Here is a 24,795-nt window from a genome sequence, read left to right on the forward strand (position 1 = left end):
ATGAACACCCGAACGACGACGCATCAGGAGACGGCCGAGCACGCCGCGGCGGTGCCGTACCCACGCGATCGCTGCCTCCACGAGCTGTTCGACGCCCGGGCGGTGCACCGCCCGCGGGCCGTCGCCTCCGTCCAGCACGGCCGCGGCATCAGCTACGGCGAACTCAAGCTCCGCTCCGACGCGGTGGCGGCCCGGCTGCACGACTCCGGCGTGCGGCACGGCGACACCGTCGGGGTGTGCGGGGCCCGCTCCCCGGAGGCGCTGGTCGCGTTCCTCGGCATCCTCAAGGCCGGTGCGGCCTACGTCCCGCTCGACGACGCCTCGCCACCCGCGCGTCTTCAGGCGATGGCCGAGGACGCGGGGGTGCACGCCGTCGTCACGCTGCCCGGCAGCTCCCGCCGCATCCGGCGCGTGCGCTCCCGCATCGACCTGGGCGGCCCGGCCCCGACCACCCCGACCACCCCGGCCGCGGTGCCGCGGCCCCGGGTGCTCCCCGCGGACTGCGCCTACGTGATGTTCACCTCCGGCTCGACCGGCCGCCCCAAACCCGTGGCGATCCCGCACCGCGGAATCGTCCGACTCGCCGCCTCCGACCTGGTCCGCCAGCGGCCGCGGCCCGGTGAACGGGTCCTGCACGCCTACGGCCTCTCCTCCGACGCCTCCACGATCGAGATCTGGCCCGCGCTGCTCGCCGGCGCCTGCGTCGTGATCGCCGACCAGGAGGAACTGCTCTCGCCGACCGCCCTGGAATCGCTGCTGCTCTCCGAGCGGGTCAGCATCGCCTACCTGACCACCGGGGTGTTCCACCACATCGCGCGCACCAGGCCCTCGGCCCTGCGGTCCCTGCGGTTCGCCTCGGCCGGAGGCGAGGCGATGGACGCGGAACTGGCCCGCGCGATACTGGCGGCCTGCCCGGACACCACCGTGGTCAACTTCTACGGCCCGACCGAGAACAGCGTGGTGTCCACCGCACACGCGCTGCACGACCTGCCCCCCGAGGCGACGGCCGTGCCGATCGGCCTCCCCCTGGAGCACTCCACCTGCCACGTGCTGCGCCCGGACGGCACGCTCGCCGACACCGGCGAGGAAGGCGAGCTCCTCGTCGGCGGGGACGGGCTCGCCCTGGGGTACCTCGGCGACCCCGGGCTGACCGCCGAGCGCTTCGTCGACGACCTCGTCGGGCCCGGTACGCGCCTCTACCGCACCGGTGACCGCGTGGTCCGGCACCCGGACGGCGTACTGGAGTACCGGGCCCGGGTCGACCGGCAGATCAAACTGCGCGGACACCGCATCGAACCGGACGAGGTGGAGGCGCGGCTGCGCGCGGACGACGCGGTGGGCGAGGCCGTCGTCGAACGCGAGGGCGACGCCCTGATCGGGTACGTGACCCCGGCCCGCCCCGGCCAGGCACTGACCCTGGACCGCATCCGCAGCGGCCTCGCCGCCTGGCTGCCCGCACCCGCGGTGCCCGCGCGGCTGGTCGAACTCGCGCGGTTCCCCGTGACGGCCGGGGGCAAGGTCGACCGCGCCCGGCTGCACGGGCTGGCGGCGACCGAGCAGGCTGCCGTCCCGACGGCAGTGAACGGCACCGCCGCCGGCCCGCAGGACACGGTGGCCCGGATCTGGCAGGTGGTGCTGGGCGTGCACCCGGCGCCGGGCGACAACTTCTTCGACATCGGCGGCGACTCCCTGCTGGCAGCCGAGGCCGTCACCCGTACGCTGGCCGCCTTCGACCTCGACGCCCGGCACGGCCGCACCCTCGTCCACAGCCTGCTGCGCTCCCCGACCCTGGAGGACTTCACCGCCGCCGTCGCCGCCCTCCAGGGCCCGCACGGCAGGGTGAACGCCGACGCGGGCCCGGTGGACTTCCGCGCCGAGGCACGGCTGGGCTTCACCCTCCCGCCACCGCGCGGGCCGGAGCCGGACTGGCACCACCCCGCCGAGGTGCTGCTCACCGGCGCCTCCGGCTTCGTCGGCGCCTTCCTCCTGAACGCGCTGCTGCGCCGCACCGACGCCCGGGTGTGCTGCCCGGTACGAAGCCGGGCCCCCGCCCACGCCCGGCAGAAGGTGATGCGCAACCTCGCCCGCTTCGGCCTCGCCACCCCCGAAGCCGCCGACCGCATCGTGTGCCTGCCCGCCGACCTCGCTGAGCCCGGCCTCGGACTGGAACCGGGCCGCGCCGACGAACTCGCCGGCACCGTCGACCTGGTGATCCACTCGGCCGCGCAGGTCAACTTCATCTATCCGTACGACGCGCTGCGCCGCACCAACGTGGAAGGCACCAGGGAGCTCGTCCGACTGGCGGCCGGGCGCCGGGTGCCGGTGCACTTCCTCTCCACCATCGCGGTGCTCGCCGGCTTCGGAACCGCCGGCGTACGGCACGTCGACGAGGACCTGCCGCTCGACCACGCCGACGGGCTCACCATGGGCTACGCCGAGAGCAAGTGGGTCGCCGAGGAGGTGCTGCGCGACGCCGCGGACCAGGACCAGGGCCTGCCGGTGGCGGTCTACCGTCCGTACGAGATCACCGGCGACCGGCACACCGGCGCGTGCAACACCGACACCGCGATCTGCTCGCTGTTCAGGACCATCAGCGAGACCGGGCTCGCCCCCGACATCCGGCTGCCGCTGGACTTCGTCCCGGTGGACTTCCTCTCCGACGCCCTGGTGCACATCGCCACCACCCACCGCGCCACCCGCCGGACCTACCACCTGACCAACCCCCGCGCCGCGAGCCTGTGCGACATGCTCGACCGGATGGACAGCGCCGGCCACCGGATCTCCCGGCTCCCCTACGAGGAGTGGGTGGGCGAGCTCGTCCGCCACGTCGCACAGCACCCCACGAGCCCCACGGCCCCGTTCGTCTCGCTGTGCGTGGACCGCTGCAAGCGGGCCGACATGTCCGTCAAGGAGATGTACTTCGAGGGCACCTTCCCGACCGTCGGGCGGGCCAACGTCGAACACGACCTGGCCGCCTCGGGCCTGCACTGCCCTCCCGTCGACGCGGAGCTGCTGGACCGCTACCTGGAGTACTTCTACACCACCGGTTACATCGAACGCCCCGGCCCCGGCCACCGCCCCCGTCACCCGGAAGGGGCGCGGGCATGAACACACCGCCGCCCGGTGCGCGGGGGGCCGGCGCCGAGCCGGACGCCCTGGACTTCCCGCTCCCGCCGCCGGGCACCATGGGGCCGCCCGAGGAGTCCGCGCGGCTGCGCGAGACCTGCCCCCTGGCCAGGGTCAGGCTGCCGATGGACGCGACCGCCTGGTACGCCACCCGGCACGAGGACGTCCGGATGCTCTTCGCGGACCCCCGGCTGATCAGACCGACCATCAACGACTGGCCGCCACGTCCCGGGCAACCCGCGGACGACGGGCCGCCCCTGGTCACGATCGCCGAACTCGACGGCCCCCGGCACACGGCCCTGCGCCGGGCGCTGGCCGAGCCGTTCAGCTCCCGGGCCGTGCGCGAGCACCTGCCGCGCATCCGCGAGCTCGCCGGGCGACTGCTGCGGGCGTTCGAGGACGACGGCCCGCCCGGCGACCTCGTCGCCGGCTTCACCGACCCCTTCCCCCTGCTCGTGCTCTGCGACCTGGTCGGCATCCCCTTCGAGGACCGAGACTGGTTCCTCCCGGTGCTGGACGCGGCCCTCGGCGGCATGGTGACCTCCCAGGAGGGGCGCCGGGTCACCGACCTGCTGCGCGAGTACGTCGCCGCACTGATCGCCCGGAAGCGGGACCGGCCCGGCGACGACGTCCTGACCCGGCTGGTCCGCCGGTGCGACGACGGCGAGCTGACCCACGACGACGTGATGGCCTTCGGGCTGTCCATGCTCACCGTCGGCTTCGGCATCAGCAGCTTCTTCCTGGCCGACACCGTGCACACCCTGCTCGACCGGCCGGGCCTGTGGGCCCGCCTGCGCGACGACCGGGAGCTGATGCCCGGCGCGGTGGAGGAGTTCCTGCGCTACATGCCGGTGATGAACGGCACCGTGATCCTCCTGGCGACCGAGGACATCGAACTGCACGGGCGGACGATCCGCGAGGGCGACGCCGTCATCCCCGTACCGGCCTCCGCCAACCGCGACGAGCGGGTCTTCGCCGACGCCGACCGGCTCGACCTGGAACGGGCCGGCGCGACCACGGGCCGCGGGGGCCACCTCGCCTTCGGACGAGGAGCCCACAACTGCCTCGGCGCCCACCTGGCCCGCGCCGAACTGTCCGCGGGAGTCGAGGCGTTGCTCGACCGCTTCCCGCGGCTGCGCCTCGCCGAAGGACAGGAACCCGCCTGGGACGACGAATCCGTGACCAAGTCACCGCTGACCCTCCCGGTCAGCTGGTGAGACCCGACCGGGCACGTCGCACGCGGCCACCTCGTACGCGATCACGTCGCACTCGGCCACGTCGCACGCGATCAGCTCGTACCCGACCAGGGAGCACCGCCAGTGAGCAGCTCACCGCCGCAACCCGCCGCCGACCCGCCCGCCATCGACCTGCCCCTGCCGCCGCCGGGCACCATGGGCCCGCCCACGCAGTACGGGTGGCTGCGCCGGGAGTGCCCGCTCGCGCAGGTCCGGCTGCCGATCGGCGCCACCGCCTGGTACGCCACCCGCTACGAGGACGTCCGGGACCTGATCGCGGACCCCCGGCTGATCCGGCCGACCATCAACGACTGGCCTCCCCGACCCGACCGGGCCGCCGACGACGAGCCGGGCCTGATCACGATGATGGAACTGAACGGCCCCCGCCACGAGGCCCTGCGCCGCGCTCTGGCCGAGCCGTTCAGCGTCCGTTCCGTCCGGCGCCGGCTGCCGCGACTGCGCCGGTCGGCCGACGGGCTGCTGGACGACTTCACGGCCGCCGGGCAGCCCGGCGACCTGGTCGGCGGCTTCCTGGAGCCCTTCCCGCTGCTGGCCATGTGCGAGCTGGTGGGCATCCCCTACGAGGACCGCGAGTACTTCCTGCCCAGGGCGGACGCCGCCCTCGGGGCGATGGTCACCCTGGACGAGGGCCGCCAGGTCACCTCCGAACTGCGCGAGTACATCGCGTCACTGCTCGACCGCAAGCGGCGCGAGCCCGCCGACGACGTCCTCACCGGGCTGGTCCACGCGTGCGGGAACGGCACCCTGAACGGGGAGAGCGTGGTGACCTTCGGGCTCTCGATGCTGGTCGCCGGCTACCGCACGAGCACCATGTTCCTGGCCGACGCCGTGGTGGCCCTGCTGACCGCGCCCGACCGGTACGCCCGGCTCCGCGACGACCGTGGCCTCCTACCCGGCGCGGTGGAGGAACTCCTGCGCTACGTACCGGTCATGAACGGCGTCGTGGTCCTCCAGGCCGTCGAGGACATCGAGTTGCACGACCGCAGGATCCGCGCGGGCGACGCCGTCCTGCCCGTCCTCGCCTCGGCCAACCGCGACGAGCGGGTGTTCACCGACGCCGACCGGCTCGACCTGTGCCGGGCGGAGAACCCGCACCTCGCCTTCGGCCGGGGTGCGCACAACTGCATCGGCGCGCACCTCGCCCGGGCCCAGATGACCGTGGGACTGGAAGCCCTGCTCGACCGCTTCCCCCGACTGCGCCTCGCCGAAGGACAGGAACCCACCTGGGACGACGAATCCCCGAGCAAGTCACCGCTCACCCTCCCCGTCAGCTGGCACGTCACCACCGCTGCCGCTCAAGGGGCCGGCGATCCACCGGAACGACCGCGAAGCCACCGGCCCCCGCCGCCGTGAGGACGCCGCCGGGCGTCGCGCTCACCGCCGTCCCTGGCTGGGGGTGAAGCAGCAGAACGGGCCCCGCGAGTACGGCGGCGTCATGTGGAACGAGCAGACCTTCGGGATGCCGCCGCGGGCGACCGAGCGACACCGTGCACCCAATTCCCAACCTCAGTCGCTTCAGTCCCTGCCATCGCTCTGACCTGCGCAAACACGCAGCGACTGAAGGGATCGGACAGCCCGTGGAAGCCGACAGTCGCTCGACCCGCCCCGGACGACTCCACATCAGGCCCCTGAGCGAAGACAGTCAGAGCGCGGGTGGAGTCGGTTCAGGGGCCGTCGCGGGAACGAGGTGGTCGAGTCCCTGCGCGCTGCCCGTCGCGGCCTCGATCGAGCGCGGCAGCATGACGCTCTCGTAGGCGCGGACGGCGTCGTCGACGCCGGGTTCGGTGGCGAGGGCGTGGGCGAGCTCGGCGCCGTCGAGCATGGCGAGATTGGCACCCAGTCCGACCGGGGGCATCAGGTGAGCGGCGTCGCCGAGCAGCGTGACGCCGGGGACGCGCTGCCAGGTGTGCGGGGCGGGCAGGACGAACAGGGGCCGGCTGACGAACCCGCTGTCGCCGTTGCGCAGGACGTAGCGCAGGCTCTCGTCCCAGCCGTCGAACGCCCTCAGCAGGTGCGCCCGCACGGCCCGCTGGTCGCCGAGGTCGACACCGGCGGCCGTGTGCCAGTCCTCCGGCACGCGCAGCGCGATGTAGGCGCGGATGTGGCCGTTGCTGTTGCGCTGGGCGACCAGGGACCTGCCGGCGCCCTTCACCAGCATCGATCCGTCGCCGACCAGCCGCGCGAGGTCGGGGTGGCGGGTGTCGCAGTGGTCGAATCCGGTCTCGACGAAGGTGACACCGGTGTAGCGGGGTGCAGCGGGCGACAGGGCCGGGCGGACCCGCGACCAGGCGCCGTCGGCGCCGACCACCAGGTCGAAGTCCTCGACGGTACCGTCACCGAATCGCAGCCGGCAGGTGCCGTCCGCCAGCGGGGTGACCTCGCTGACGGCGCGGTCCCATCGCACCGTGCCCTCGGCGATCGAGTCCAGGAGCAGGCCGCGCAGTTGGCCGCGGTCGATCTCCGGCCGGCCGCCGTCGGCGGAAGGCCCCTGCTGCGCCACGAGCGCGGCGGTGGCGAAGTCGAGCACGCGCCACGCATCTCCTTCGGGGCGGGCGAGGGCGTGGAACCGGTCGAGGAGACCCGCCGCGCGCAGGGCGGCCTGGCCGCTGTCGGCGTGCAGGTCGAGGGTGCCGCCCTGCGGGCGGGCGTCGGCGGATGCCTCGCGCTCGAAGACGGTGACGGAGCGGCCGTGCTGCTGGAGGACCCGGGCGCAGGTGAGGCCGCCGAGACCGGCGCCGACGATCGCGATGCGGGGACCACGGGAAGTGCGGGGATCACTGGAAGTGCGGGCGGAGTTCATGGGAGTACCCCTCGGGAGGTGGGTGGGCCACGGGAAGGCCCGACACCACCAAGAAAGCACACTCGCTAAATAAGCGCAATGACTAAACTTTTGCAGCGGATGCACTATGCCGATATGGTGGGCACGTGACCGAACCGACCGGGCGCCGCGAGCGCAAGAAGGCCCAGACCCGCCAGTCCCTGGCCGACGCCGCACTCGACCTCTTCCTCGAACGCGGCTACGACCAGGTCGGCGTCAAGGACGTCGCCGACGCCGCCGACGTCTCGGTGACCACCCTGTTCAAGCACTTCTCCGGCAAGGAAGCCCTGGTCTTCGACCAGGAGGACGACATCGAGGCAACACTCGTCGCCGCCGTCCGCGAACGCACCCCCGGCACGTCGATCCCGCAAGCGCTGCGCGAGCACCTCCTGCTGGCGCAGACCCAGTTCGCCGTCCACACCGCGGACCCCCGGTTCGCCGACTTCACGCGCATGGTCCAGGAGACCCCCGCACTGCGCGACTACGCCCACCGCATGTGGACGCGCCACGAAACCGCCCTGGCCCGAGCCATCGCCGAGGCCGTCAACGCCCCCGAGGAGGACGTCAGTTGCGCCGCCCTCGCCCGTTTCGCCCTTGAGAGCCGCAGCCTCATCCTGCAGCACGCCGACCCGCGCCGAGCCGCCGACGAGGCCTTCGCCCTGCTCGAACACGGCTGGTCAGCCTCCCACCCGGGCACCTGACCCGGCCGGCGCCGCCTCTCGCCCTATGCCGCGACGCTGAGTTCCTTGCCGGTCCGCCGGAGGAACTCGACGACCTGCGGCTCGCGGCGCCAAGGGGTGAGCGCTGTGTTGAACTCGCGGACGTAGTCCTTGGCCCGGCTGGACTGGACACGGGCGAGGATGTCGACGGCCTGGTGGCCGAGCGCGAGGCCCTGGTCCAGCTCCTTGCCCTGGAGGTGGGCGGTTCCGACGATGGCCAGCCGCATCCCGACCGAGCGGGTGAACACCCCGGGCGGCATGGCGGCGGCCTGCGCGTTCCACGCGAGGGCGGCCTCGGGGTTCTTCAGGTCGCGGAAGATCTCGGCGGCGTCGGCCGAGAGCCGGGCGTGGTGGTAGAAGTCGATCCACGCCGGCTCCTCGGCCCCGTCATGGGCCTGGTCGAGCAGGCTCTCGGAGGCGGCGAGCGCGGCGGAGGCGGCCCGGGCGTCGCCGTCCCGGGCGTGGGCCCGGGCCTCGATGAGCCTGGTGAACGCGAGCACCCTGGGAGCTGCCCGGCCCTTGGCCCGCTCGAAGGCGCCCTGGGCCATGTCGATGGCCTCGCCGGCGAATCCCCTCAGCAGGGTCTGCATGGCCATCGTGGTCAGGACATAGCAGCCGAGCTGGACGTCGCCGCCGGCCCGGGCCAGGCGGAGGGCCTGGATGAAGTGCCGTTGAGCGACGCCGTGTTGGCCGACGTCGAAGGCCGTCCAGCCCGCCAGGCGGGACAACTCGGCTGTCGCGGAGAACAGTTGGCGGCCGACCTCATCATTGAAGGAGCCGTTCAGGAGCGGGACCGCGCGTTCCCGGAGGCAGGCGGTGACGGAGTTGGCCTTCCAGTTCCCGCCGCCGTACTTGGAGTCCCAGCGCCGGGCGTCGTCGGCGGCGTCCCGCAGTTCGGCGAGGTCGGCGGCACCGACCCGGCCGCGGCCGCGGTGGGCGGCGGTGTCGTCGGCGGGGGTGACCAGCCAGCGGGTGACCGGGGTGGTGAACGCGGAGACGGCGAAGCCCGCACCGGTGAGGAAGTCTCGGCGGTTCACGCTGCTCCAGAACGAAGTGGCCGTGCGCACGGCCTCGGCGGGGTCCCTCGGGAAATCCCACCCCATCGCGGCGTCCGGTGTCCCGACATCGGCCATACCGATCTCGCCGAGTTCCACGGGCCGGCCCAGCCGCTCGCCGATCACCCGGGCCAGCAGCTTCGGCACGGGCCAGTCCGGCACCATGCCGCGCGCCGTCCAGTTCGCAACGGACGTGTGCGTATAGGTCGTGGTCAGCCCGGCTTCGTGGGCAAGCTGGTTCACCCGGTGGGCCAGCGATTTGTGGCTGGTGCCCTCGCACTTGTCGATCATCCGGGCCAGAGCGTCGTTCGGCGGTTTGGTCCGGCGGGTGGTCGACGCCACGGCGCCCCCCTCAATCGGTCCCCGCACGGGCGCGGAGAAGTCGTACCGGCCGGGCACGAGAAGTCGCGTGTCCGGCACCCGAAGTCCGATCGCCGAGGGTAGGGCATCCGTCGCTCACGGTGAATCGGATGCACGATTTGTGAGCCCCCTTGCGAGCCCTTTCCGCACCGGCCGCCAGGCGGTTGCCTGGTGCTCCGGGCCTCCGCCGGGGCCTGGGAAACCTCTTCCCGGCGGGGCCACCACCGATTCACGCTCAGGGGTGACAACCGGATGCGCGGAATCGCAGGACCGGGCGGCGCGGACGCCGCCCGCCCCTTCGGAAGGACACGTTCGTGAAGCTCACCGTGATCGGCTGCGGCTACCTCGGCGCGACCCACGCAGCCGCGATGGCCGAGCTCGGCCACCAGGTCCTCGGCATGGACACCGACACCGACAAGGTCGACGCGCTGAACAAGGGCCAGGCCCCGTTCACCGAGCGCGGCCTGGACGACCTGCTCGCCGAGCACACCGCCACCGGACGGCTCCGCTTCACCTCCTCCTACACGGAGGCCGCCGACTTCGCCGACGTCCACTTCCTGGGCGTCGGCACCCCGCAGCGGGACGGCAGCGGCGCCTACGACCTCACCCACCTCCACACCGCCGTGCGGCGCCTGGCCCCCGGGCTCGGCGACGGCGCGGTGATCATCGGCAAATCGACCGTCCCGGTCGGCACGGTCAGGGAGTTGCGGCAGACCCTGGACGAGCGCCTCCGCGCCGGGGTGAACGTCGGCCTGGCCTGGTCGCCGGAGTTCCTGCGCGAGTCGTTCGCCCTCCTGGACACCCTGGAGCCGACCCGGATCGTGCTCGGCGTCGAGGACGGTGACACCGGCAGCGAGGCCGTCTTCCGGCAGGTCTACGCCGACGTCCTGGCCGCCGGCTCCCCGCTGATCGTCACCGGCATCGCGACGGCCGAACTGATCAAGGGCGCCGCGAACGCCTTCCTCGCCACCAAGATCTCCTTCATCAACGCGATGGCCGAGCTCTGCGAGCTGACCGGCGCCGACGTCCGGCAGATCGTCCTCGCCCTGGGCTACGACCACCGGATCGGCGCCGAGGGCATGCGGCCCGGCCTCGGGTTCGGCGGCGGCTGCCTGCCCAAGGACCTGGCCGGGTTCACCTACCGCGCCGAAGAGCTCGGCGCCGACACCGGCCTGCTCCGTCAGGTCGCGGCGATCAACCGGCGTCGGCGCGAGCACACCGTCGACCTCGCCCGTGAAGCCCTCGGCAACACCGTGACCGGCAAGCGGATCGCGGTCTGGGGCGCCGCCTTCAAGGCCCACACCGACGACATCCGCGACTCCCCGGCCCTGGCCGTCGCCGATGCCCTCCGGCGGGCCGGCGCCGAGGTCACCGTCCACGACCCCGCCGCCGTGGACAACGCCCGCAGGGCCTACCCCCGGCTCGACTACGCCGACGACCCCACCCAAGCCGTCACCGGCGCCGAACTGCTGCTGCACCTGACCGACTGGCCCCAGTACTCCGACGCCGACCCGGCCGACCTCGCCCGGCACATCGCCGTCCCCCAGGTCATCGACGCCCGCGGCACCCTCGACGCCGCTCGCTGGCGCGCGGCCGGCTGGACATTCCGCGCCCTCGGCCGCCCCTGACCCGTACGGATGGCTCGCACGGAGCCCCGGCAGCCACGTCGGTCCCGTCCGACTCTCGCGAACCTGCCGATCGAGCACTGCCCCACCCGTTGGCCATCACTCACAGCCGACGACCCTGGCGGCCCGACGCCGCACCCGGCAGGATGGGCCCGTGCCGAAGAACCCAGCGGAATCGGTAGACGCCCTCGGCTGCGCCTGCGCTGCGCACCCGGGCGACCCCGCCGGTCCGCTCCCGTCTGACGCAGCAGACCGGAGGACGCGGGCATGATTCCTCTCCCTGCGCTGCCCCCAGGGGCCGCGTGGTGCGGCACCGGCACAGGTGTCTTCTCCTACGCGGCCCGGGTCGAAGGGCACTGGTGGGTCCTGCGACTCAACGACTTTCCTGAGCATCCCCTCTACACCCTGTTCATCGACGCACAGGTCATCGGTGACGTGGTCGATGATCCGGCCGTCTGGCAGCAGTTGCCGAACTCTGCGACGCTCCCCGTTCTCTCCGCGCCGGAGCGCACGGAGGTACTCCGCCTCATGGCCGGCCTCGGCCCCTACGGCGCCGAGGCCGGCGCCCCGTGCACAGGCGACTGGTGCACCTGCAGCATCCTCACGGACGAATACGCGGCCCGACCCAACACCCCTCCAGCGACTTCTGCGGAGCAGCGGTAGGACGATCGGCGGCCGCGGGCGTTGCGGGCCGGTGTCGTCCGGGCCACCCGGGTCTGATCTTCTCCGTGCCCTGACGGTCCGGGGCCACGAGAGTGCCCGTGGACCCGGGCGCCTATGATCGGCCGGGGGCGGATCCGCCCGTTCGCGCGCCACCCGCCGGATGCCACCGTCGGGGCCGGCCCGCGGGAACGGGCCACGGGGGTGGACCAAGGGGTGGGGGCACGGAGGGCTTTCGGGTCCGGCTGCCGCCCTGCGGACGGGGCTCCCCCCGCGGGGGGCGCGGTACCGGCCTCGCCGTCCGACCCACGGCACGCACCCCGGCCGGCCCACCGCACCGCCGACCCGAATGGAGACCGATGTCCGAGATAACCGCCGAGGAGCCGCGTCAGAGCACGGCCGACCCCACGGTCCTGATTCTGACCGCGATGGCGGCGGTGATGGCCGCGCTCTCGGTCCGCATCCTGATGCTGGACAACGAGTCGACGGACTTCTACTACTTCCTCGGGCCCTGGTACCAGTACATCGCGAACAACGGCGGGTTCCACGCTCTCAGCGGCACCGGCTTCTCGGACTACAACGTCCCCTACCTGTACCTGATGGCCGCGCTCACCTACCTTCCGGTGGCCGCGCTGACGGGCATCAAGTGCATCTCGATCCTGTTCGACCTGGCGCTGGCGTACTACACGTTCCGCATCGTCTCCCTGCGGTCGCCGCAGCGGCCCTGGCGGGCCCTCGGCGCGGCGGTGATCGTCCTCTTCCTCCCCACGGTCGTGACCAACAGCGGCTGGTGGGGCCAGGCCGACGCGATCTTCACGACCTTCCTGGTCGGCGGCGTCTACCACATCCTGCGCGACCGGCCCTGGTGGGCCTGCTCGTTCTTCGGGATCGCGCTGGCGTTCAAGCTCCAGGCGGTCTTCCTGTTCCCGCTCCTGCTCGTCCTGGTGCTGGCGCGACGGATCCCGTGGCGAAGCCTGCTGGCCATTCCGGCGGTGTACGTGGCGCTCGACATCCCCGCCATGCTGCTCGGCTCCGACCCGTGGCAGCTGCTGACGGTGTACGCCCGGCAGCCGGACACGTACAAGGACCTCACGCTCAACGCGCCGTCGGTCTACCAGTTCGTCTCGGTGCCGTTCGAGGAGCAGGACGGCGTACGGCACGCAGGTGTGCTGGTCGCGGGCGCGCTGGTGCTGGTGCTGATCGGGCTGGCGGTCTGGGCCATCCGCCGCGCCGGCGGGGCGGCGGCGCTGGAGAACGGACCGGCAGTACGGGAGGAACGGCCGAAGCTCACGGACACGGGGCTCCTGCTGCTGGCCGCCGTCTTCGCGATCGCGGTGCCGTTCCTGCTGCCGTCCATGCACGAGCGCTACTTCTACGTGGCGGACGTGATCAGCGTGATCATCGCCTTCCAACTGCCCGGGCGGCTCTGGTACGTGCCGGTCCTGGTCCAGCTGTCGTCCTTCGGCAGTTACCTCAAGTTCATCGCCCCCGGCGTGTCGCCGTACCTGTCGATGCCGGCCCACGGCGTGCTGATGCTGCTGGCGCTGATGGCCGTACTCCGGGCCGCCATCGGGGAGTTCCGGCGCTCGTGGACTCCGGGCGGCCTCGAACCGGCCCCGGAGTCGGCGGCGCTGACCGCGTAGGTCCGCCGCAGCGACCGGTCACGCGCCCTCGGGCGGTGGCCTTCCTCCCCGGCGGGGGCTCCCGCGACATGATGGCCCCCTCTCGCGTCAAGCTCGGTTGACGCGAGAGGGGGCCATCATGCCGTGGCGGCACGGGAGTTGACCACGGGCGCTCTACCCTTGGGGTCATGAAGCAGCAGTACGTCACCATGGTCCTCGCAGGCCTCCTGATCGGAATCCTCGCGTTCGGCGCCGGCTGGTACACGGCCCGCGCCCGGGAGACCGCTCCGGCCCCGACCTACATCACGGTCACGCCGGAGCCGGTCACCGCGGGCACGATCTCCCCTCCCGCCTCGGAACGTGTTCGGTAACCGATCGACATCGTGGCGTGATGCGCCGGCGGTGATCTACGCGGCGGGGCGGCCGTCCGTTGAAGTTCCCGCACAGGCCGGTCGTGGACACCGTCCGGTAGGTGCTGGTCAGCGGTTGTGCCGGAGAAGCCCGCGTCCTCATCAGGCCATTCGTTCGTCGAGAATCGGCTGAACCCGACAGAAACCCTGCGCCGTGTTTCTCATTAGGACGTGCACCGAGGAGGCGCCTCCTCCGGAGCAGAACGGAGAAAGTCCAGCCTCGTCGGCCGCACACCCGTACGACCTCTCGAATGGCCGACAGCCGGCCGGCCGTGGCGTCATATCCTGACCGCCGCCGGACTCGCGGCCACGAGACTGGTACTCGACAGCGCACTGGCCGCGCCTGACGCCCACGCGGCGACGGCTCCCGCGATCTTCTACTCGCCGCACCAGGACGACGAGGCGATCGGGCTCGCCGGTTCGATCCTGGAGCACAAGGCCGCCGGGCGACCGGTCTATCTCGTGCTGGTGACCCGGGGCGAGAACGGCGGGCTCGCCGAGTACATGAATCAGGGCGCATGCAAGAGCCTGGGCAACAACTGCTCCGCCCCCGGGCACTACCACTCCCTCGGCTGGGACGAGGCCTGGCCGACCCCCGAGGTCGTCGTCGGCCGTACGGCCGAGTTCAAGCTCTCCGCCAAGGCCCTGGGCGTCGACAAGGTCATCAACTTCGACCTCTCCGACGAGGCGGACGGCGACTTCGACGGCTTCGTGCAGAAGGTCATCGCCAAGGTCCGCTCGCTCGCCAAGCAGTACCCGGGCGCCTCGCACAAGTTCGCCGCGGGCTGGCTCGACGGGAATGCCACGCACAAGGCGTGCAGCGACGCCGCCTACTGGTTGATGAAGAACGGCGAGCTCACCGACGTCCGGTTCAACCACATCTACACCTACCAGCAGTATCCCAACCCCGCCGACCGCAACCGCGGCGCCTCCTACGTCCTCAACATCCCGGACGCCCACGTGACTCCTCCCCGGCGTAAACGTCGGGGCTTCTCGTTAGCCCTGGCAGGCGTCGCGACGGACCAGCCCGGCCCGTAGAACGTTGATGGCTCCTACCGTGTCGGCGTGCGCGCGGTGGCCGCAGGCGACGCAGTGGAACTTGTCCTGAGTGGGCCGGTTCTCCTTCGCGGTGTGCCCGCATTCAGGGCACTCGCGGGAGGTGTTGCGGGGGTCCACGGCGATGACTTCCCGTCCGGCGCTCTCAGCCTTGGCGTGCAGGATCGTCAGGAACACCCCCCAGCCGGCATCCGAGATCGAGCGGTTGAGTCCGGCCTTGGCCGCGGCACCGTTGGGCAGGAAGACGCCCGGTTGGTCGGGGTCGGGCTTCGGCGCGGGGGCCGCGAGCATGTCGCGGATCCTGAGGTCCTCGTGCGCGATGAAGTCGTGCTCACGGACCAGCCCGAGGGCGGCTTTGTGGGCGTGGTCGAGCCGTTGGCGGCGCACCTTGCGGTGCAGGTCCCCGATCCTCCGGATGGTCTTTTCCCGCCGGTTGCTGCCTCGCTCGCACCGGGACAGGGCCTGCTGTGAGGCTTCGAGCTTCGCGGCGGCGGCACGGGCGTGACGCGGGTTGGGAACGAACCCGCCGCCGGAGTCGGCGAGGAAGTTGGCTATCCCGAGGTCGATGCCGACCACGCTGCCGGTCGGGGGCAGCGGCTCGCAGTCGCCCTGCTCGGCGGTCAGGATCACGTACCAGCGGTTGCCCTCACGCTTGACCGAGACGGTCCTGACCCTGCCGGCCACCGGGCGGTGCCGGTTGACCTTGACGTGTCCGACGCCTTGCAGACGGACGCGGGTCACGGGGTCGTGCGGGGTGGAGTCCCAGCGGCAGCCGTCCCCGTCCTTGGGGAACTCCACCGTGTCGAACCGGTTCACTCCACGGAACCGGGGGTATCCCGGCGTCCGGCCGGCTTTCACGCGTCGGAAGAACGCGGCGAACGCCCTGTCCAGACGGCGGAGCGTGGCCTGCTGGCTGGAGAACGACCAGCGTCCCTGGCGCTGCGGGTCGAACGCCCGTATGTCCTTGAGCTGTGCGGACTGCTGCCCGTACCTGATCGAGGTCCTGGAGACGTGCCGGTACGCGTCGCGGCGCTCCTGAAGCGCTCCGTTGTAGAGCGAGCAGTGATCGCGCAGCATCTCTCCGAGCGCTTGCGCCTGGCCCACGGTGGGCCGCATGAGGAACTTGTACGCACGGATCATCCGACCCACCCCCTTTCGATGCTGACGGTTGGTCATCCTATCCTTGGCCCATGTCACCACGCCGGTAACCGGATCCCGGTATACGGCGGGGAAACCACGTTGTCCACAACCTGCACGCGCACCTGGTATCCGTCACCAGGTACCGGCGGGACATCCTCACCGACGAGATACCGACCCGGTGCAAAGCGATCATGCACGACGTGTGCGAGAGCTTCGGCGCGGAGCTACGCGAGTTCAACGGCGAGGGCGATCACGTCCACCTGCTGATGCACTACCCGCCGAAGGTCTCCGTCTCAAAGCCGGTCAACAGTCTCAAGGGCGTCAGCTCCCGCTACCCGCGCGCCGAGTACTCCGGGCGCATCAACCGCATCGGCATGAGGTCCGTGTTCTGGGCCCCCTCGCACTTCGTCGGGTGCTGCGGCGGCGTACCGCTGCGCATGGTCAAGGACTACGTCGAGAACCAGAAGCGGCCCACCTGACCGTCACCACGGAAGCGCAGGGGCCTACGGCGCTCCGCGCCTCCGTGTCAGGGATCGCATTCCCTCCCGGCCTGAAGGCCGGGATTCCCTGCGAAGATCAGGTGATGGGACCCCAAGCGGAACCTCTACACCCTCGACTACCACAGCGTGCCCCGTCTGGCTGGAACAGTCGCTTGCCGACCCGCGGGAGTTCGTCTACACCCTCCCCTCGAACTACAAGCCGGGGCGGGTGGCGTAGCCGAGTGGCCGGTCGGGGTCACGAGCTCGGCCGGCGCGCGGCAGGGCTACTGACGGACGGCCCAGAAACGGTCGGCCATGTCGTCGTAGCCGACCGACGAGGACAGGGACTCCGGCGGCTCCTTCCAGAGCATCTGCCACTGGCCGTCGCCCGGGTCGTTGTCCACGATCACCTCCAGGCCGCGCGCGGTGTTGACCCAGCTGCTGGTCTGGTCGCGGAACCCGTAGTCGGCGAAGTACACCGGCTTGTCCTCGTGGAAGAGGTTGAACTGCAGCCTCCTGCCGCCCCAGTTCTTGTCGGCGTAGAAGCAGTAGTAGGAGGGTTCGCTGGTCGGGGCCGGGCACTTCTTCCAGTCCGCGCCCCTGGCGGACCGGCGGTGGTGGTCCCCGCTCCACGGCGGAGCCTGTGACTCCCCGGGCAGCGGCAGGACCACCACCGCCCCGTCCGGGTAGGTGATCTCGTTGGCGGCGGTCTGCTTACCGTCCTTGCTCGCGGCGAGTTGGGCCGCCACCGCCTGCTGCAGCAGGTCGCGGTCACCACGGGCCAGGTTTCTGATGGCGGGCCGCGCGTCCTCGCCCGTGCTGGGCGCGGCTGCGGCCTGCGCCCCGAGGGGCGCAGCCAGGAGCACGAAGGCCACGACCCCACGAACGAGGAGACTGCGGACTCGAGAGTGCGTCATATTCCAACGGTAGCGATACGCATACGATATGTGATGCTCGCGCCTCAATCAGGGGGCGCGAAACGGCACGCACGCGCTGATCGATCGAAACCTGCGCCTGGGAGTGCACCTGTTGCTCGCCGCGCCCGTCCGGGTTCGGTCACGGGCAGCCGGTGGCCGGTGGGCCGCTCAACTGCGAACGTTCGGCCTCACCTCACCTCGACTGGTCGCGTCCGGATGCGGAACTTCCGTGTGACATAGCCAATTTGGGTGAAGGTGCGCCCACCGATCGACGGCGGGGCTACGGCGCGCCGTAGCCCCGGTGGCGACCCGTCGCCGCCGAGGTGCGCGATCCGTTCGGGGCCACGGGAATTCGTCGACTCGGAAAGGCCATCGACAGAAATGACACTCTCATCGGGCTCATCGGGCGGGAACGACGCGACGGCAGGCGGGCCCTCCCGCCGGAAGCTCCTCAAGATCGGCATCGGCGTCGCCGTGGGGGCGGGCGCCATCGGCTCGGGCGCCCCCGCGGCGGTCGCCGGCGGTCCGAACGACCCTCCGAGCCCGACGGTCGCGACCAAGGTGAAGAACCTCAGCGGACCGGTCGAGACCGGGCCGTTCGCCTCGCCGTGGACCGACCTCGGCATCCCGGTGCTGTGTCCGGACGGCACCATGCTCTTCGTCTGCGGCGACACCTTCGACGGCGCCCAGGTGGGCGCCGCCGACTGGCGCGCCCCGGTCGGTCTGCGCTCCAGCAGCGCCGACCTGAACAACCTGCGCATCGACGGCAGCGTCGGCGGCAGCCACGCCAACAGCCTGGTCGACGAGCCGCACAACCCGGTCGGCGACAAGGCCACGACGGCGATCCCGTCCGACGTGTTCATCGTCGACGGCGTGATGTACATGCACCTCATGCGCGGCGTCATCTACGACACCCACCACACCGACTTCTGGCGCTCCACCGACAACGGTGAGACCTGGCAGTACCTGTGCCAGTGGCCGGGAGATCTGTACGGCGGCCAGTTCCAGCAGAAGACGTACGCCGTGGCCGACGACGGCTACTGCTACGTCCTGTCCACGGTCTTCAACCGCGACGTGGAATCGGGGATGCTGCTGCACCGGGTACGAAAGGAGAGCCTCGGCAATCCGGACGCCTACGAGCCGTGGGGCTACGCCGACGGCGGCTGGCGGTGGGACGCGCCAGCCCCGACAACCGTCTTCGGCACCCGCAAGTGGGGCGAGATGTGCTTCCGCGCCATGGACGGCAAGTACGTCCTCACGTGGCTGAACATGGACGCACTGTCGATCAGGGCGATGGTCTTCGCCCTTCCGACCTCGGACCTGACCACGACGCTGGAGCAGGCCATGATCCTCCCCTGCGCACCGGGCCAGGAGATCGCCAACCTGGTCGCCAGCCCGTACGGCGGTTTCGTCATCCCCGGCTCGACGTTCGGCAACTTCCACATCGTCGTCAGCCAGTGGTACGACCCGACGAACTACCGGATCATGCAGTACCGGATCAACATGCTGTCCTGAGCGCGTACCGGCTTCGGGCCGATACCGGCGCCTCGCGTCGGCTCGGCGTCGGCTCGGCGCGGGCCCGCGCCGACCCGGAAATCATGTCGCCCGTGCTCGCCTCCTCCGGTACGGTCGCGGGGTTGTTTTCGCTACCGGAGGCCCGTGCGGTTCGCGTGCGGTCTCCCCGGCGGTTCCCCGGCTGAGAGCAGGTATTCGTCATGGCGTGTCGTATCGGTGAGCTCGTGCTCGGTTGCCGCGACCCCGAGGTGCTGGCGCGGTTCTGGTGCGAGGTCCTGGACTTCGTCGTGCTCGGTCGCGAGGACGACGGCTCGATGGAGATCGGGCCGCGCGAAGGGTTCGGCGGTGCGCAGCCGACGATCTTCCTCAGCCGCCGGGACGAGCCGGAGGCGGGCAAGTCCCGGCTGCACATCGACGTGAACGCCACCGACCGCGATCAGGACGCCGAGCTCGAACGCCTTCTGGCGCTCGGCGCGCGCCCGGCCGACATCGGCCAGACCGGGCAGGAGCAGTGGCACGTCCTGACCGACCCCGAGGGCAATGAGTTCTGTCTGCTCAAGGCCCGCATCGACCCGCTCTGATGCGCCGGTGAAGATGAAGGTGGAGCAGCGAGCGGGCGGCGCCCGGATTCTGCTGGTGATTCCTGCCGCGGCGCTGCTCGCCTCGGGCTGTGCGTCCGTGCCGGAGAGCGTCGCCGCCAGGCAGGGTGAGGACGGCCGCCCGACCGCCGCCGCGACGACCCCGGCGCCGGTGCGGACGGACGTCGATCCGTTGAAGCGCCACTTCCCGCAGCTGGGCGAGCTGACGGGCCGCCAGCAGTAAGACGCCCGGATCAAGGTGTGTGCTGCTACTCCGTGTGGCTCCGGAGCGCGGCGAGGGTCTCCTCGACCAGCAGCCGTGCCTCGGCCACGGTGGCCGTCAGCGGTTCGGCGCTCTCTCCGGGCGCCCCCAGCAGGTGGCGGACTCGTGGGCCGAAGCCGGTTGGCGCGCTCGGAAGTGTCTCGGCGACGGCCAGTGCGCCCTTCTCGTTGAGGCACCAGCGCCGGTCGTCGGCGAACATCGCTTGCACCAGCACGCCGACGGCCCGGGAGAGGCAGAGCGCGACGTACAGCGTGTCCGCCCGTGCCGCGCCCTTCGCTGCGGCGCCGACCAGGAATTCCGCCTCCCAGGCTCCCGCCGTCAAGGCCTCTCGCAACGGCTCGGGGTAGGTCGCGGCCTCCTGCCGAATGGTCGTCAGCTCGCGGGCGGGGTCGGCCAGGACCTGGCCGAGCGCCACCTCGCCCGCGTAGCAGGGCGACCAGAAGCCGAGGGGATGTCCCGCCTGCACGCCGACTTCGTACCGGCCCTCGCGGCAGTCCGCCCACACCTGCTCGACCCGGTCCACGTCCCGCAGGATCCAGTCCACCGCCACGCCGTCGACGTGCAGCCACGCGCCGCCGTTCACCCACGGGCCCCAGCCGCCCGGGCCGGCCACCTCCACCCCGGGGCCGGCCAGCGCGCGCAACGCGGCGAGATCGAGCCCGCCACGGTAGTAGACGCCGAGGTCCCAGTCCGAATCCGGCCGGTGCTCTCCGCGGGCCCGGCTGCCGCCGAGCATGACTCCGACGACGCCCGGCACCTCGGCCAGGCGGTTGGCCATCTCCTCGATGATCGCTCGCACGGGTCGAGTCTGGCAGTCACCGACGTGTCGGGCCAGCCGTTTCCGCCGGTGCTCACCGGATGCGGGGGCTTCGGGGACGGATGCGCCCGTCGGACCGGATCGGGGTCCTGGCGCCGGAGCCGACGGGTGGGCTCCGGCGCCAAGTCCCCTTCCTGATGGGGCGGTTGGCCGCGAGGGGGCGGAGTCAGACCTGGTAGCGGTCCGGGGCGAGGAGGTGCAGGTGTTCGGCGACCCAGTCGGAGGTGTGGCGCAGGCCCTCGTCCAGGCCGACCTGGGGCTGCCAGCCGGCCAGGTCGCGCGCCTTGCGGTTGTCGGAGAGCAGCCGTTCGACCTCGCTGCCTCCGGGGCGCAGCCGGGTCGGGTCGACGACGATGTCGGCGTCCCGGCCGGAGGCGACGATCAGGGCCTTGGCCAGGTCGCCGATGGACACCTCGCTGCCGGTGCCGAGGTTGACGGTCTCGCCGAGCGTGCGGTCGGCGCGGGCGATGGCCAGGAAGCCTTCCGCGGTGTCGGTGGCGTAGGTGAAGTCCCGGGTGGGGGTGGTCGAGCCGAGCCTGATCTCCCGTGCGCCGGAGTGGAGTTGGGCCAGGATGGTGGGGATGACGGCGCGGGCGGACTGGCGCGGGCCGTAGGTGTTGAACGGGCGGACGACGGCGACCGGCAGTTCGAAGGCGTGCCAGTAGGAGAGTGCCATCATGTCCGCGCCGATCTTCGAAGCGGAGTAGGGGGACTGCGGTTGGAGCGGGTGGTGCTCGTCGATGGGTGCGGTGATCGCGGTCCCGTACACCTCGCTGGTGGAGGTGTGCACGAGGCGGGCGCCGTGCCGCAGGCAGGCGGCGGCGACGTTCTGGGTGCCGACGACGTTGGTCTGCACGTAGGCCTCGGGGGCCTGGTAGCTGTAGGGGATGCCGATGAGCGCGGCGAGGTGGAAGACGGTGTCGCAGCCGGCGACGGCGTCCAGGACCCGGCCGGCGTCGCGGACGTCGCCGGCGAGCATCTCGACGGGGCTGTCGGGGTCGGCCAGGTAGTGGGCGAGGTATCCGCGCTCGGCGTACGGCTTGTAGTGGACCAGGGCCCGGACGCGGGCGCCGCGGGCGACCAGCAGGTCGACGAGGGTGCTGCCGATGAAGCCTTCGGCGCCGGTGACCAGGACGGTCCGGCCGGTCCAGTCCTGGTGGGCGGCAGGGGTGTTCGGGGCGGTGGTCGGGGCGGTGCGGTGGTTCATGGTGGTCCTCCGGTGGTTCGGGGCGGGTGGTCAGCGGTCGTACGGGGCGGGGACGGGAGCGGGGACGGCGGGCGGCGCAGGCGCCGGGGTCCGGCCGATGACGCGGAGCACCTTGGCGGCCAGCAGGTCGGCGGCGCGCGCGTGGTCGCCCGGGTCGGCGGCCTGCGCCATCGCGGCGAGCCGGGCCGGGTCGGCGAGCAGCGGTTCCACCAGGGCGGCCAGCCGTTCGCCGGTGCACTCGCCGTCCGGCAGCAGCAGGCCGGCGCCCGCGTCGGAGAGGACGCGTGCGTTGTGGGTCTGGTGGTCGTGCGGCGCGTGCGGGTAGGGCACCAGCACGGCGGGCATCCGGAGGCTGGAGAGTTCGGCGACGGTGGCCGCGCCGGCCCGGCACACCATGAGGTCGGCGGCCGCGTAGGCGAAGTCCATCCGGTCCAGGTAGGCGACGGCGTGCGCCACCGGGTTGCCGTCCAGCGCCGCCCGGACCTGTGCCAGCGCGGCCGGGCCGGTCTTGATCAGCAGCCGACGGTCGGTGCGGTGACGCCAGCGTCCGGCCAGTTCGACGGCCGCCGCGGTGAGCCGGGCGGCGCCGAGGCTGCCGCCGTTGAAGACCAGCAGCCGGACGCCGTCCGGGACGGCGAAGTGCCGACGGGCCTCGGCGCGCAGCGCCGCCCGGTCGAGCTGGGCGACGGCGCCGACCAGCGGCATCCCGACGGTCTGCGCCGAGCGGCCGGCGGGCAGGTGCTCGCGGGTGCGGTCGAAGGCGAGCGCGATGTGCGGGGTGAGCCGGGCGGCGAAGCGGTTGGCCCGCCCGGGCACCGCGTTCGACTCGTGCACCACGCTCGGCAGACCGGCCATCCTGGCGCCGACGATCACCGGCGCGCTCGGGTAGCCGCCCATGCCGACCGCGACCTGCGCGCCCTGGGCCCGCAGGATCTCCCGGCAGTCCCGGCCGGAGCGCAGCAGCGCCGCGGGCAGCAGGTAGCGGCGCGCGCCGAGGGAGGCGTCGAAGGGGATCATGTCGACGGTGTGCAGCCGGTAGCCGGCCTGCGGGATGAGGGTGGTCTCCAGCCCGCGTTCGGTACCGACGAAGGAGATCACGGCCCGCGGGTCGGCTCTGCGCAGCGCCTCGGCCAGTGCGAGGCCCGGGTAGATGTGTCCGCCGGTGCCGCCGGCGCCGATCACCACCGACAGGGGGCGGGCCGGATCGTGGTTGGCGTGGGTGCCGTGGTTGCCGTGTTCTGTCCGCATGCCGTCGAGCTTGCTGAGGCGGCCTAAGAGACTTCTCAGAGTCTCGTTCCCTGTTGGATCGGCGTGTTGAAGCCGATCGTGAAGGGTGCGCTGACCACGGATCGGCAGGTCGGCAGGTGTTCTGGGTGCCGACGGACGTCGTACGGCGAGGAGTTCCGCGCAGGGAAGTCTCGTCGTGCGCCTCTTCGGTCGAGAGCGCCTACCAGGGGTCGCACCGTGCGCCCTGCCTCCGCCCCTGCCAAGCACTCCTGAAGTCCCGATAAAATCACTTACGGTGTGCCGGGAAGCCTGGTCGGCGCGGGGAACGACTGCAGCGATCGGGCGGCGGCGACCCCGTTTTCTGTGATGGGGTCTTTTCGTAGATGCGTGCCGTGGGGATCGTCCTCTTCCTGGTAGTCCTGGCCACCGCCGTGTCCACCTTCGCCCGCCGCTGGCGTGTGCCCGCTCCCTCTCTGCTGGTCTTGGCAGGTCTCGGGGTGGCGCTGATACCCGGTGTGCCCGCGCTGCACGTCCCTCCGCAGACGATTGCGCTGGTCGTGCTGCCCCCGCTGCTGTACGCCTCCGCCGAGGGACTCTCGTTGCGTGACCTGCGCGCGGTGTGGAAGCCCGTGACGGTCCTTGCCTTCGGCCTGGTTTTCGCGTCGGCGGCGGCGGTCGGCTTCGTGGCGGTCGCGGTGACCGGGCTGCCGCCCGCGATGGCCTTCGTCCTGGGTGCCGTGCTGGCCAGTACCGACCCGGTGGCGGTCACCGCGCTCGGCCGCCGACTCGCGCTGCCAGGGCGGGTCCAGGTGTTGGTGCAGGCGGAGAGCCTGTTCAACGACGCCACCTCGCTGGTGCTGTTCAAGGTGGCCGTCGGCATCGCCGTCGCGGCAGGCGGTGCGGTGAGCCTGCCTGCGGCCGGCGGGGAGTTCCTGCTGCTGGGAGGCGGCGGAAGCCTGATCGGCGCGGCGGTCGCGGGCCTGGTGTGGCTGATCCGCCGCCGCACCACCGACCCGGTGCTGGAGACCGTGATAGCTCTGATCACCCCGTACACGGCGTACGTGGTGGCTGAGGCCGCGCACACCTCCGGCATCACGTCGGTCGTGGTCGCCGGCGTGCTGCTCGGCCGTACCGGACACCGCCTCACCGACGCCCACATCCGCCTCCAACTGCACGCCGTCTACGCGGTGGCCGTGTTCATCCTGGAGAGCGTCGTCTTCAGCATCGTCGGCCTGGAACTGCCCGCGCTGGTCCGGGACCTGCCCAAGGGCAGCGGCTGGTGGCCACTGCAGGCCCTCGCCCTGACCTCCGTGCTCATCGCCGTCCGCGTGCTGTCCACGCTGCCGCTGACCCACGCGGTCAAGCCCTCCCGGGGCCGGATGTCCTGGCGGGTCGCCGGGGTGGTGACCTGGGCCGGCACCCGCGGCGTGATGCCGCTGGCCGCAGCCCTGTCGATCCCGCTCGTCGCGAGCAACGGCACCGCGCTGGCCGGCCGCCCGCTGGTGCTGGTGCTGACCACAGCGGTCGTGGTGTTCACCCTGGTCGTCCAGGGCCTGAGCCTGGCGGCCGTGGTCAACCGCTCCGGCCTGGCCCTGGAGCCGGAGCACACCGCCCGCGAGGAGGCCGAGGCCCGCGACACCCTCAACCACGCCGCACTCGCCCACATCGAGGAACTCGCCACTCTGGAGGCCATGCCCGAGGCCGTGATCGACCGGGTCCGACGCGCGCTGAGCGCCCGCCTCGACCACAGTGTCTACGGCCCGGACGGCAGCACGGTGGACGCCACATACCGCGAACTGCGGCACGTGGTGATCTCCGTTCAGAACGCCGAACTGCACCGCCTCTACGACGAGCACCGAATCAGCGACACCACCCGACGGACGCTCCAGCACGACCTCGACCGGGAGGAAGCCGCACTCGGCTGA

Annotated in this window: 21 protein-coding genes; 14 read left to right on the top strand and 7 right to left on the bottom strand. The window is 71.9% G+C overall.

The features are described from left to right. From OG556_RS35895 to OG556_RS35905, 3 genes are all read left to right on the top strand, one after another. Window positions 1-3,108, top strand: a complete 3,108-nt coding sequence (locus OG556_RS35895) for an amino acid adenylation domain-containing protein (RefSeq protein ID WP_331743790.1) — start codon at window positions 1-3, stop codon at window positions 3,106-3,108. Continuing rightward, window positions 3,105-4,343 (top strand): cytochrome P450, encoded by a 1,239-nt coding sequence (locus tag OG556_RS35900; protein WP_331743793.1) that lies wholly within the window; start codon window positions 3,105-3,107, stop codon window positions 4,341-4,343. Before OG556_RS35895 ends, OG556_RS35900 begins: the two co-directional genes overlap by 4 nt. Window positions 4,344-4,445: 102 nt before the next feature. Continuing rightward, a complete protein-coding gene (locus tag OG556_RS35905; RefSeq protein ID WP_331743796.1) occupies window positions 4,446-5,735 on the top strand; it encodes a cytochrome P450 in 1,290 nt (429 codons plus the stop codon). Window positions 5,736-6,024: 289 nt separating this feature from the next. On the opposite strand, the gene OG556_RS35910 is transcribed toward OG556_RS35905, so the two are convergent. Continuing rightward, complete coding sequence (locus OG556_RS35910; RefSeq protein ID WP_331743799.1) at window positions 6,025-7,182, bottom strand: NAD(P)/FAD-dependent oxidoreductase; 1,158 nt, start codon at window positions 7,180-7,182, stop codon at window positions 6,025-6,027. A 125-nt stretch (window positions 7,183-7,307) separates the two neighbouring features. On the opposite strand from OG556_RS35910, the gene OG556_RS35915 reads away from it, so the two are divergent. Further along, window positions 7,308-7,901, top strand: a complete 594-nt coding sequence (locus OG556_RS35915) for a helix-turn-helix domain-containing protein (RefSeq protein WP_331743801.1) — start codon at window positions 7,308-7,310, stop codon at window positions 7,899-7,901. A gap of 23 nt (window positions 7,902-7,924) precedes the next feature. Here the strand turns inward: OG556_RS35915 and OG556_RS35920 are convergent, their stop codons facing one another. Beyond that, window positions 7,925-9,316, bottom strand: coding sequence for a sporulation protein (locus OG556_RS35920; protein WP_331743804.1), 1,392 nt, complete (start codon window positions 9,314-9,316; stop codon window positions 7,925-7,927). A 332-nt stretch (window positions 9,317-9,648) separates the two neighbouring features. On the opposite strand from OG556_RS35920, the gene OG556_RS35925 reads away from it, so the two are divergent. From OG556_RS35925 to OG556_RS35945, 5 genes are all read left to right on the top strand, one after another. Further along, entirely contained in the window at window positions 9,649-10,962 is a 1,314-nt protein-coding gene (locus OG556_RS35925) for a UDP-glucose/GDP-mannose dehydrogenase family protein (RefSeq protein WP_331743807.1), read from the top strand. 264 nt (window positions 10,963-11,226) lie between these two features. Then, window positions 11,227-11,622, top strand: a complete 396-nt coding sequence (locus OG556_RS35930) for a hypothetical protein (RefSeq protein ID WP_331743810.1) — start codon at window positions 11,227-11,229, stop codon at window positions 11,620-11,622. Between the two features lie 356 nt (window positions 11,623-11,978). Then, a complete protein-coding gene (locus tag OG556_RS35935) occupies window positions 11,979-13,262 on the top strand; it encodes a glycosyltransferase 87 family protein (RefSeq protein ID WP_331743812.1) in 1,284 nt (427 codons plus the stop codon). Between the two features lie 167 nt (window positions 13,263-13,429). Then, window positions 13,430-13,612 (top strand): hypothetical protein, encoded by a 183-nt coding sequence (locus OG556_RS35940; protein WP_331743815.1) that lies wholly within the window; start codon window positions 13,430-13,432, stop codon window positions 13,610-13,612. A 210-nt stretch (window positions 13,613-13,822) separates the two neighbouring features. Beyond that, window positions 13,823-14,689 (top strand): PIG-L family deacetylase, encoded by an 867-nt coding sequence (locus OG556_RS35945; protein ID WP_331743818.1) that lies wholly within the window; start codon window positions 13,823-13,825, stop codon window positions 14,687-14,689. Here the strand turns inward: OG556_RS35945 and OG556_RS35950 are convergent. Further along, entirely contained in the window at window positions 14,648-15,847 is a 1,200-nt protein-coding gene (locus OG556_RS35950; protein WP_331743821.1) for a transposase, read from the bottom strand. The two genes, OG556_RS35945 and OG556_RS35950, sit on opposite strands and share 42 nt — an antisense overlap. An 80-nt stretch (window positions 15,848-15,927) precedes the next feature. On the opposite strand from OG556_RS35950, the gene tnpA reads away from it, so the two are divergent. Then, window positions 15,928-16,326: an IS200/IS605 family transposase gene (gene tnpA / locus OG556_RS35955; protein WP_331745398.1), complete on the top strand. Its 399-nt coding sequence runs from the start codon at window positions 15,928-15,930 to the stop codon at window positions 16,324-16,326. A 284-nt stretch (window positions 16,327-16,610) separates the two neighbouring features. Here tnpA and OG556_RS35960 read toward each other — a convergent pair whose 3' ends face one another. Next, the gene (locus OG556_RS35960) at window positions 16,611-17,243 is read right to left on the bottom strand and encodes a peptidase inhibitor family I36 protein (protein ID WP_371523091.1); all 633 of its coding nucleotides are present in this window, start codon (window positions 17,241-17,243) and stop codon (window positions 16,611-16,613) included. A gap of 381 nt (window positions 17,244-17,624) precedes the next feature. Between OG556_RS35960 and OG556_RS35965 the strand changes: the two genes are divergently transcribed. The 3 genes from OG556_RS35965 (at window position 17,625) to OG556_RS35975 (ending at window position 19,580) form a co-directional block, all read left to right on the top strand. Further along, window positions 17,625-18,758, top strand: coding sequence for a DUF4185 domain-containing protein (locus OG556_RS35965; protein WP_331743827.1), 1,134 nt, complete (start codon window positions 17,625-17,627; stop codon window positions 18,756-18,758). Between the two features lie 200 nt (window positions 18,759-18,958). After that, the gene (locus OG556_RS35970; protein WP_063352049.1) at window positions 18,959-19,339 is read left to right on the top strand and encodes a VOC family protein; all 381 of its coding nucleotides are present in this window, start codon (window positions 18,959-18,961) and stop codon (window positions 19,337-19,339) included. Between the two features lie 7 nt (window positions 19,340-19,346). Beyond that, complete coding sequence (locus OG556_RS35975) at window positions 19,347-19,580, top strand: hypothetical protein (protein WP_331743832.1); 234 nt, start codon at window positions 19,347-19,349, stop codon at window positions 19,578-19,580. 25 nt (window positions 19,581-19,605) lie between these two features. On the opposite strand, the gene OG556_RS35980 is transcribed toward OG556_RS35975, so the two are convergent. The 3 genes from OG556_RS35980 to OG556_RS35990 all read right to left on the bottom strand — a co-directional run bounded on the left by OG556_RS35980 (window position 19,606) and on the right by OG556_RS35990 (window position 22,891). Continuing rightward, on the bottom strand, window positions 19,606-20,397 hold the full coding sequence (locus tag OG556_RS35980; protein ID WP_331745401.1) for a nucleotidyltransferase domain-containing protein: 792 nt from the start codon (window positions 20,395-20,397) through the stop codon (window positions 19,606-19,608). A gap of 205 nt (window positions 20,398-20,602) precedes the next feature. Continuing rightward, the gene (locus tag OG556_RS35985) at window positions 20,603-21,643 is read right to left on the bottom strand and encodes an SDR family NAD(P)-dependent oxidoreductase (protein ID WP_331743834.1); all 1,041 of its coding nucleotides are present in this window, start codon (window positions 21,641-21,643) and stop codon (window positions 20,603-20,605) included. A 30-nt stretch (window positions 21,644-21,673) separates the two neighbouring features. Further along, window positions 21,674-22,891: a UDP-N-acetylglucosamine--N-acetylmuramyl-(pentapeptide) pyrophosphoryl-undecaprenol N-acetylglucosamine transferase gene (locus OG556_RS35990; RefSeq protein WP_331743837.1), complete on the bottom strand. Its 1,218-nt coding sequence runs from the start codon at window positions 22,889-22,891 to the stop codon at window positions 21,674-21,676. A gap of 362 nt (window positions 22,892-23,253) precedes the next feature. On the opposite strand from OG556_RS35990, the gene OG556_RS35995 reads away from it, so the two are divergent. Next, the gene (locus OG556_RS35995; RefSeq protein WP_331743840.1) at window positions 23,254-24,795 is read left to right on the top strand and encodes a Na+/H+ antiporter; all 1,542 of its coding nucleotides are present in this window, start codon (window positions 23,254-23,256) and stop codon (window positions 24,793-24,795) included.

This window comes from Kitasatospora sp. NBC_01300 (assembly GCF_041435235.1).
Classification (GTDB): Bacteria; Actinomycetota; Actinomycetes; order Streptomycetales; family Streptomycetaceae; genus Kitasatospora.

Bases quoted from the DNA above. Each gene is read 5' to 3' on its own strand.
- OG556_RS35995 (WP_331743840.1), top strand. From the start codon at position 23,254: ATGCGTGCCGTGGGGATCGTCCTCTTCCTGGTAGTCCTGGCCACCGCC.
- OG556_RS35980 (WP_331745401.1), bottom strand. From the start codon at position 20,397: ATGGCCAACCGCCTGGCCGAGGTGCCGGGCGTCGTCGGAGTCATGCTC.
- OG556_RS35965 (WP_331743827.1), top strand. From the start codon at position 17,625: ATGACACTCTCATCGGGCTCATCGGGCGGGAACGACGCGACGGCAGGC.
- OG556_RS35900 (WP_331743793.1), top strand. From the start codon at position 3,105: ATGAACACACCGCCGCCCGGTGCGCGGGGGGCCGGCGCCGAGCCGGAC.
- OG556_RS35970 (WP_063352049.1), top strand. From the start codon at position 18,959: ATGGCGTGTCGTATCGGTGAGCTCGTGCTCGGTTGCCGCGACCCCGAG.
- OG556_RS35990 (WP_331743837.1), bottom strand. From the start codon at position 22,891: ATGCGGACAGAACACGGCAACCACGGCACCCACGCCAACCACGATCCG.
- OG556_RS35895 (WP_331743790.1), top strand. From the start codon at position 1: ATGAACACCCGAACGACGACGCATCAGGAGACGGCCGAGCACGCCGCG.
- OG556_RS35960 (WP_371523091.1), bottom strand. From the start codon at position 17,243: ATGACGCACTCTCGAGTCCGCAGTCTCCTCGTTCGTGGGGTCGTGGCC.
- OG556_RS35910 (WP_331743799.1), bottom strand. From the start codon at position 7,182: ATGAACTCCGCCCGCACTTCCAGTGATCCCCGCACTTCCCGTGGTCCC.
- OG556_RS35935 (WP_331743812.1), top strand. From the start codon at position 11,979: ATGTCCGAGATAACCGCCGAGGAGCCGCGTCAGAGCACGGCCGACCCC.
- OG556_RS35930 (WP_331743810.1), top strand. From the start codon at position 11,227: ATGATTCCTCTCCCTGCGCTGCCCCCAGGGGCCGCGTGGTGCGGCACC.
- OG556_RS35940 (WP_331743815.1), top strand. From the start codon at position 13,430: ATGAAGCAGCAGTACGTCACCATGGTCCTCGCAGGCCTCCTGATCGGA.
- OG556_RS35950 (WP_331743821.1), bottom strand. From the start codon at position 15,847: ATGATCCGTGCGTACAAGTTCCTCATGCGGCCCACCGTGGGCCAGGCG.
- OG556_RS35985 (WP_331743834.1), bottom strand. From the start codon at position 21,643: ATGAACCACCGCACCGCCCCGACCACCGCCCCGAACACCCCTGCCGCC.